Source organism: Armatimonas sp. (assembly GCF_043760365.1).
Taxonomy (GTDB): domain Bacteria; phylum Armatimonadota; class Armatimonadia; order Armatimonadales; family Armatimonadaceae; genus Armatimonas.
Window position 1 is genome coordinate 1 of record NZ_JAYUPA010000918.1, and the last position, 8,262, is coordinate 8,262.

The 8,262-nt window shown below is 56.5% G+C and carries 8 protein-coding genes; 2 read left to right on the forward strand and 6 right to left on the reverse strand.

Annotated features, from left to right (window positions below):
• The 6 genes from ACH2EH_RS22975 to ACH2EH_RS23000 form a co-directional block, all read right to left on the reverse strand.
• A partial coding sequence (locus ACH2EH_RS22975) for an ABC transporter ATP-binding protein (protein WP_395145429.1) occupies nucleotides 1-356 on the reverse strand: 356 nt, incomplete at its 3' end.
• 24 nt (nucleotides 357-380) lie between these two features.
• The gene (locus ACH2EH_RS22980) at nucleotides 381-833 is read right to left on the reverse strand and encodes a hypothetical protein (protein WP_395145430.1); all 453 of its coding nucleotides are present in this window, start codon (nucleotides 831-833) and stop codon (nucleotides 381-383) included.
• Between the two features lie 9 nt (nucleotides 834-842).
• Nucleotides 843-1,622 (reverse strand): endonuclease/exonuclease/phosphatase family protein, encoded by a 780-nt coding sequence (locus ACH2EH_RS22985; protein WP_395145432.1) that lies wholly within the window; start codon nucleotides 1,620-1,622, stop codon nucleotides 843-845.
• Nucleotides 1,619-2,857: an ABC transporter permease gene (locus tag ACH2EH_RS22990; protein WP_395145434.1), complete on the reverse strand. Its 1,239-nt coding sequence runs from the start codon at nucleotides 2,855-2,857 to the stop codon at nucleotides 1,619-1,621. The genes ACH2EH_RS22985 and ACH2EH_RS22990 overlap by 4 nt, the downstream gene beginning before the upstream one ends.
• A gap of 342 nt (nucleotides 2,858-3,199) precedes the next feature.
• Nucleotides 3,200-4,786, reverse strand: coding sequence for an efflux RND transporter periplasmic adaptor subunit (locus ACH2EH_RS22995; RefSeq protein WP_395145436.1), 1,587 nt, complete (start codon nucleotides 4,784-4,786; stop codon nucleotides 3,200-3,202).
• A 23-nt stretch (nucleotides 4,787-4,809) separates the two neighbouring features.
• Complete coding sequence (locus ACH2EH_RS23000) at nucleotides 4,810-6,111, reverse strand: sigma-70 family RNA polymerase sigma factor (RefSeq protein ID WP_395145438.1); 1,302 nt, start codon at nucleotides 6,109-6,111, stop codon at nucleotides 4,810-4,812.
• A 104-nt stretch (nucleotides 6,112-6,215) separates the two neighbouring features.
• Here ACH2EH_RS23000 and ACH2EH_RS23005 point away from each other — a divergent pair, with 104 nt between their 5' ends.
• Together ACH2EH_RS23005 and ACH2EH_RS23010 are read left to right on the forward strand one after the other, a co-directional pair.
• Complete coding sequence (locus ACH2EH_RS23005) at nucleotides 6,216-7,502, forward strand: type IV pilus twitching motility protein PilT (protein ID WP_395145440.1); 1,287 nt, start codon at nucleotides 6,216-6,218, stop codon at nucleotides 7,500-7,502.
• 6 nt (nucleotides 7,503-7,508) lie between these two features.
• A partial coding sequence (locus ACH2EH_RS23010) for a type II secretion system F family protein (RefSeq protein ID WP_395145441.1) occupies nucleotides 7,509-8,262 on the forward strand: 754 nt, incomplete at its 3' end.

Here is an 8,262-nt window from a genome sequence, read left to right on the forward strand (position 1 = left end):
CCCTTCTGGATCGAGACCGGCATGAGGGTATTCTCAAGGCAGCTAAACTCATCAAGTAGGTGATGGAACTGAAAGACAAACCCGATCTTCGTGCCGCGCAGGTTCGCCAGGCCATCCGACGAGAGCGTGGCGATATCAATACCATCAATCAGCACCTGACCGCTTGTGGGCGTGTCCAGCGCCCCCAGAATATTGAGCAGTGTGGACTTACCTGAGCCTGACTGCCCGATAATGGCCACAAACTCCCCCGCAAACGCCTGCATATCTACCCCGTGCAGCACCTCAACTTCTTTGTTGGTGCCCGGGTTGTAGAGCTTGCGCAGCGCAATTGCCTGAACAATAGGGATCTCATTCATGATTTTCTCTATTTTACACGGGATCTATTCTGCTGAAGCACTCTGAGCAACCAACGAATCAATAATCCTCACACTGCGCTCTAACAGAAAGAGTTGACGAAGTCTTTCCTTAAAAGATTCCTCATCCTTACATTCTTCCCCAAAGAGTTTCTTCTTCATGTACTCCTCTTGTTCGGCTGGATTTTCAGGATAAAGAGTTACTTCTTCAGTAATACCAACAGGATATAGTTCATGCCTGAGTTGAATAACAGTGAACATTAGGAACCGATAGTCATCGAGGCGAGGAGATCGCAAATAAAAATCATGAACCAATCGTTGACCAATCGTTCGTACAATAACTTCCCCTATTATTAATCCTTCTGTTCGTTGCTCCAGATACTTGGCCTGACTCTGAAGAATAGCTTTGGGGGTCACTTGGTTGGAATGTGGCTGAATCGTTGTCGGCCACAGATCAGGAATCGCTGTTACTGCACTCATACTTTGCTCCTATAAGTCTAGCCGAAAAACTATCGGCAAGTGGTCTGAGAAGCGGGACGAGTCCGGCCTCCCCTTAGAATTTACCAGTGTTATGTCGCCAACTCTTGTTAGAATCTTCAGTTCCTCGGGCATCCAGAAGGGCAAAAGAGAAGGTCGAATCAGAACTTGATCAAAAGTATTCCAGAAGTAGCAGATCGGATTTGCTTTTCGATAATAGTAGGTTCCGGCGGTTGGCGAAGCGGCATCGCCTAGACAAACCCACATAGGATTATAGAAAAATGGATACTCCCTGCCTTGCACTGTACGTTTGCCTTCCTGTGCCACTTGCTGACTAGAGACAGCATGGAGTCCCTCCGTACCCACGACACCCATCTCAAAGGGGTTCATGTTCAAGTCACCAACGAGCAGAGTGCGCTCGTGTCCACGCCTCTCTTCAAGACCACGAATCGCTCGCGAAAAATGAGATGCTTCCATCGCTCTGTCCTGCTCTGAAAAATGTAATCCACTGGGCAAATGAGTTCCAACAATAAGAAGTTCGCCTTGTGTGGTAGTTACTGACCTCATTGTCCAGCGTTGGGCTTCCTCAAGTGGAAGTAAAGCGTGACGTGAGTAGAGTATCAGGGCAGTCGGCGTTCGTCCAGGAGAGTGAAAAAGCTCGCCGATCTTCGCAGGGGAACTCTCCCCAGCTTCAGCCAAGATCAAAACATCTACATCATGGGCACGTACCAGAGCCTGCAACGCTTCTTCAGGAAAGCGCCGATTGATATTCCAGAAGAGAAACGTCATCATCCCCGGATCACCTCGACGGGGTTGAGCTTGGAGGCGCGACTGGCAGGAAGAATCGCGGCGATCAGGGTGGCTATAATCGCGGCGGCGGCAGCTCCCCCGAAGATGGCTGGATCGTAGATAATGTTAAAGAGCTTATCCACTTTCCCAAAGCGGGCCGCCTGCGGGATGTTTTCCAGTGCCCGAAGAATAAAATATCCCCAGACACAGCCAACAAGCGCCCCCGCGAGAGCGACTCCCAGTCCTTCCAGAGTGAATACCATCAGAATTTGCTTATCCCGTGCCCCCATACTCTTGAGAATCCCGATCTGCTTCTGCTTCTGGATCACGGAGACAATCAGCACCGATGCAATCGCAAACGCGCTGGCAAGCAGTACGAATGTGCAGATCATGTCCCGTGATTGGTTTTGAGAGCGGATCGCATTCAGAATAAATGCGGAGTCCTTCATCCAGGAATCGGCCTTGTAGGGCAGACTTGCCGTGATCTGATCCGCAACCGTATCCGCGAGAAAGGCATCATCGAGCTTGAGAAGCATCGAGCTGACATTCTGCCCGGTACGAAAGAGGCTCTGGGCATCGCGCAGCAGCATAAACGCCTGTCCGAGATCCGTGGCATTATTGCCGGTGTAGACCAGCCCCGCAATCGTGAAGCTCTCGGTGATGCCCTGCGCGGACTGGAGCCGCACGCGGTCTCCCAGTCGCACCCCTGCATCCTCGGCCAATCGCACCCCGATCACAAGCTCACCGGGGCGCAGATCCAGCCAGCGCCCGGCAATCAGATCTTTCTGGAGCAGGCTGATCCGCTCCAGTTTGGCAGGCTCCGCGCCGGAAATGCTCACGGCAAAGCGCTTCTCGCCCCGTATTAGAAAGGCACTGCCTCGCACTGCCGGTGCCACCGTCGTGACATGAGGAAACTGTGCGAGCTCCGTTTCCAGACGCTGCCACTGCTCCAGCTCGGTACGCTGCTGCACGGCTTTTTGCTGGTTCGTCGCCAGCAGCTCCCCCTCTTTTTGCCTCACCACTTCAGAGAGCAGCTTAGGCAGTGGATCGGGCGCCTTGATAGTGACGTGCGCCAGCGAGCCCACCAGATCCCCGATAAAGCGCCGCTGAACTCCCGTGATCAGTGTCTGGATGAAGATAATCACGGCCACTGCAATCGCCACCGCAAAGACCGTCAGCACCGTCTGCCCCCCGCCCGAAACTAAATGCCGCCACGCCAGCTTGCTCTCAAATCGCATGATTTTCTCCGTCGAATAAATTCGCGGCTAGCGAAGAGAAGTCCCCCTCCGGGGACTGGGAAGTGGAAGTGGGCTCCCTACAATACTCCAGTGCCATAGAGAGGGACTTTTCGCGTCCACCGATTGCGTGAACAGGACAGCGGAGCGCTTCAGCCTCAGCGGTAATTTTCCAATAGGCAAGTGCCCGTACCTCGGGTGTTAGTTTTGGCAAGCGATCATACGTCGCCCAGATCAGGTGCAAGAAAACTCTGTTGTAGACATCAGCCATCGCAACCATTCTCTCAGTCCGCGCAGGCGGACTTTTCTTCGCTAGCCGGGATTTCAATCCACGGCGATAATCGCCTACTTCCCGGGGCCGGGTGAGGGCTTGACGATGACCGGTTCGAGCTTGTCGCCCGGCTTGTGGCCCACAGGATTGAGGAGTACCTGCGTGGTCGCCTCCAGACCCGCGAGCACGGGAATCCCATCCGGGCCGGGTGGCCCCGCCGTAATGACTTTCTTTTTGATTTCGTCGCCGTCCACGATCAATACCGTCGAGATGCCGCCAATGGTGGTGACACTCGTGAGCGGAATTACCAGGCGCGACGTGGGCTCGCCGAGCCTAATATTAACGGAGAGAGTCTGGCCGGGCCGTAGCCAGGCGGGTGGGTTTACGGGGGTCAGGCGCACCTCCACCGTGCCGCGCTCGGTGTCTACCTGCGCTCCGAGCTCACGGACTTTGGCCCGGAAGGTCTGGCGGGGATAGGCATCGCTGGCGACAACGGCTTCCTGGCCCGTCTGGAGTTTGCCCAGATTGACCTCATCCAGATCAATGCGGATCTCCGGCACGGAGGTTCGCACCAGCCGCACGAGCGCCGCGTTGGGGCCGGTGACACCGCCCGCCTCGGTGACGATCTGGGTGACCGTGCCCTCAAATGGTGCCGTGACAATCACATCGGCAAGCCGCTGCGTTGCGACTTCCTGCGTGCGCTCCGCCTCGGCAAGCCGCGCCTGGGCAACCTCGCGGGCACGGGTGGCTTCGTGCACCCGGTTTTGGGTCACGGTGATGTCTTCCACGCGCGGGCTTGCCAGCAGCGAGGCGAGCTGCGCTTTGCCTGAGGCTCTTGCCCCAGCCAGAGTGGCCTCGCTGGCATGAATCTCGGACTCCGCCGCTTTCGTATCGGCCTCGGCCTGTTCAAGCTGCTCGGGGCGTGTGCCCGCTTTAAGCTGCCGCAGCCGTGCCTGAGCGTTCTCCAGCATGCGCTTCGCCACCCAGAACCCCGTCTCCGCTTGGTCCGCGGCGGCCTGGGACACGGCTCCCTCTTTGGCAAGCTGGGCCTGACGATTTCTATCCCGATCAGCCTGTGCGAGGCTAGCCTCCGCCTGGCGTACCTGCGCTTCGGTAGCGTCTATTTCTTCGTCGCGTGGGCCTTTTCGGAGCTCCGCCAGCCGACGCTGGGCAAAAATAAGCTTCTGCCTGGTCACCGCAAGCCGCGCCTCAGCCACGGCAACTGCCTGGTTGATATCGGCCTTGAGCCGCGTAACATCCGACGCAAGGGGAGGGCGCGAGGCCACAGCGACTTGTGACTGCGCCGTGCGAATGGCGTCCTGTGCCTGTCCGAGTGCAGCGCGTGCCGTCAGAACCGCATCCTGGGTCTGGGAGAGCTGTGAGCGCAAGACTTCATCATCGAGCCGGGCAAGGATCTGGCCGGAGCGAACTTTATCACCCTCGCGCACGGCAACACTCGCCACTCGCCCACTCACCCGTGCGCCCACACTGGTCTCAAGCTCACCCCGCAAGCGCCCCGAGGCCGCAATGCTCTCCGTTACGATTTTAGTTTGAGGAAGAACCACGTCAACTTTAGGCGGAAGAGAGCGCCAGTAGAAGACACCGCCTCCCGCAGCGGCGAGCACCACGAGCCCGGCGAGCACCTGTGGAATCTTTGGCATAGCAGGGGCATTGTACCCGGAGGCTACGCTGCTTTAGAAAGACTTTGGGGCTGTCGTTCCAGGGCTTCGTCCACGGAGCGTTGTGCCTCGCGGAAGAGATCGTCCGCTGTTCGGCCCTGCTCCGGATGCCAGGCAGTTCCCGCCACGACACACAGAGGCAAGCGTACGTGAGCACTCGCACTTTCCAGAACACGGATCAAGCGCTGGGCTGCCAGCTCTACCTGAGGCCCCGTCCCACCTAGAATTGCCAGCAGACTATCGCCCCCGCCCCGCCCCGCCATGTCCATGCGACGGATCGAGCAGCGCAGCTGGCTCCCACACTGCTCCAAAGCTTCGTCCCGTGCCCGTCCACTGGAGGGGATTCCCAGGATATGAAACTGAATCAGAGAGATGGGCATTCCTGCCCGCACAGCCCGTGAGATCCCTTCATCAAGGCGTGCCCGGAAGTGATCCAGCGTGTAGAGGCCGGTGAGTGTGTCTACCACGGAGGCTTCGGGGCGGCGGTGCCGGTCGTAGGCCTCGGCCTCCCCCATCATCTTGCCCAGGCGCTCCACGGACTTACGCAGCATCACTGAAATATAGTTACACGAGACTCCCAGCTTAGTGGCAATCTCCGTCTGGTTGAGGTTACGGAAGTAGAACTCGTAGATTACCTGCTGCTCAAAAGGACGAAGACGCTGCATGCTCTCATGGAGCACCACGCGGTTTTCTACCAGGGCGGAGAGGGATGCCTTATCGCCAAGATCGCAGCGATTCAGAAGGTCTTCCTCACTCTCATCGCCACGGCTCACATCATAGGAAATAACCCGAGAGGCACTCCGCGAGGCAAGAATCTCCTCAACCGTCTCCACAGGAATCGCGAGTGCGGCGGCAACTTCCCCCGAGGTTGGCTCGTGCTCCAGCTGGGCGGTCAGCCCCTCGATGGCCCGCTCCATCTTTCCAGCCATCTCCTGGAGCCAGGCGGGCTCGCGGATCATTCGGCTTCGATCCCGGAGAAAGTGGCGGATTGCGCCACTGATAAAATGGGTAGCGTAGGTGGAAAAACGCACGCCCTTGCTAGGGTCATAGTACTCAAGCGCAGAAAGAAGCCCCAAGTAGCCTTCCTGAGCCAGATCTTCCAGAGGCTCACCGGTCCCCAAAAACTTACGTGCGACAGACTCTACCAGTGAGCTGTGTGCACAAGCAATATTCTCTTTGAGAAGAGGCAGCGGTAAGTCGCTAGAGGAGCGCCCATCCCCAGCCCCACGACGGCGTACATACTCTTGCAGCCAGCGTTGCACCGTCGGTTCGGAGACTATCCCGATACTGTCAGAGAAAAAAGCCATAGTTTGCCATCTCAATACTTGGCACTTAGACAAGTTTTTTCTACTTTTTTTTCGTCCTGAGTCCGCCCTGAAGAGTTTAAGGGGATCGTCCGAAAATGGAGAGCATGAACTCACTCCTGCCTGACGATGATCTTGCGCCCCTGCCTCAAGGGGGAGGGAACCGGACTGCGACACCGTCTGCCCTGCCCGCACTGGATAGCACACAGATGCTTCGTGGACTTCTTGAAGATGGCGCCCTGCTCATGCCACCGGGCATGTCCAACCAGAGCCCTCTGGGAAATGATAGCTTCGAAGAAGTACGCTCTGCTCCCAGTGTGACACCGCTTGGAGATACCCATCTTGATGACATCCTGCACTATAGCCAGCAGATGAAGGCATCGGATATCCACTTGACGGTCAACCTTCCCCCGATGGTTCGTGTGGATGGCAAGCTCATTCCTACTCCTTGGGAAGTGGTCACCCCACGCGAAGTACAGCGGCTGGTCTACGATATTTTGCTCTCGGATCAGATCGAGCGCTACGAGCGTACGAAAGAGCTGGACTTCTCCTACGGAGTGCATGGCGTGGGACGCTTCCGCTTCAATGTGTACCGTCAGCGCGGCTCGGTAGGCTGCGCCATGCGTGCCATTCCCGCCAAGATTCCCTCGCTCGACTCCCTGCGCATGCCCCCTATTCTTAAGGAGCTGACCAAAAAACACTCGGGCGTGATTCTGGTCACCGGGCCAACGGGCTCGGGCAAATCCACCACGATTGCGTCCATGATTGATGTGATCAACGCCGAGCGTCCTGTACACATTTTAACCATGGAAGACCCTATTGAGTACATCCACAGTCATAAAGTGGCGATGGTAAATCAGCGCGAGATAGGCCACGACTCACAGACCTTTGCCAACGCTATCCGTGCCGCCCTCCGCGAAGACCCCGATGTGATTCTTGTGGGTGAGCTTCGCGACAAAGAGACGATTGCAGCAGCGCTCACCTTGGCGGAGACAGGTCACCTTGTCTTCGGGACACTCCACACGCGGAGCGCCCCGGCTACCGTGGACCGTATCATTGATGTCTTCCCCTCCGATCAGCAGGATCAGATCCGCGTGCAGTTCGCAGGTTCCCTGCAGGCAGTCGTCGCGCAACAGCTTCTTCCCATGGTGGGCGGAGGACGTGTGGCAGCCATTGAGATCATGGTAGCTACCTCCGCCGTCCGCAATCTTATTCGTGAAGGTAAGAGCCACCAGCTACTGAGCTCCATTGAGACCGGCGGGCAGATTGGTATGCAACAAATGGATAAAGTTCTGGCCGAGCTGCATCGCTCGGGAATGGTCACAATGGAGGAAGCACTCTCTCGCTCGAACGACCGTGATAGCTTCTTGCGTCACCTGAAGGGAGGAAGCTAAACTTCCATGCCAACCTTTGTTTATGATGTCATTGACTCCTCCGGCAACACAGTAAAAGGCCGAATGGAGGCAGAATCTGAGGGAGCGGTTCTTAGCCGTCTTCACGAGCAGCGCCTCCATATCTTGGGTATTAGCGAGCAGAAAACCAGCAGTCTGTTCTCTGGTGGCTCCCAAAAAGCCATGGGAGCTCCCAAGCTCCAGTCGCTGGTGGTCTTCTCTAGGCAGTTCGCCACGATGATAGATGCTGGTCTTGCCGTTCTGAAGTGCCTCGATATTCTGGAGCAGCAGACCAAAGACCCGCCTCTGAAGCAGGCTCTAACAGCGATTAAGCGCGATGTCCAGACAGGTATCTCTCTGGGGGACTCGCTCACAAAATATCCTAACTGTTTTTCGAAGCTCTATATCAACATGATCCGTGCGGCGGAGCTAGGAGGTATCCTCGATACGATCCTGGACCGTCTGGCGCAGTTTTTGGAAAAAGAGCAAGAGATCCGCCAGAAAGTTAAGTCGGCGCTTACCTACCCGGTCATTGTTTTAGTCTTTGCCATGATTATCCTCGCGGCAATGTTTATGTTTATCCTTCCGACTTTCAAGCAGATGTTTAGCGACATGGGGGCAAAAATGCCGCCCATGACCGAAGCACTCTTTAACATGTCGGACTTCATGGTGCACAACTGGTATGTGTTTGTCTTTGGCCCATTATTTACCGCGATAGGTGTCAAACAATATGGCAAGAGCGATGCGGGTCGCTACAAGCTTG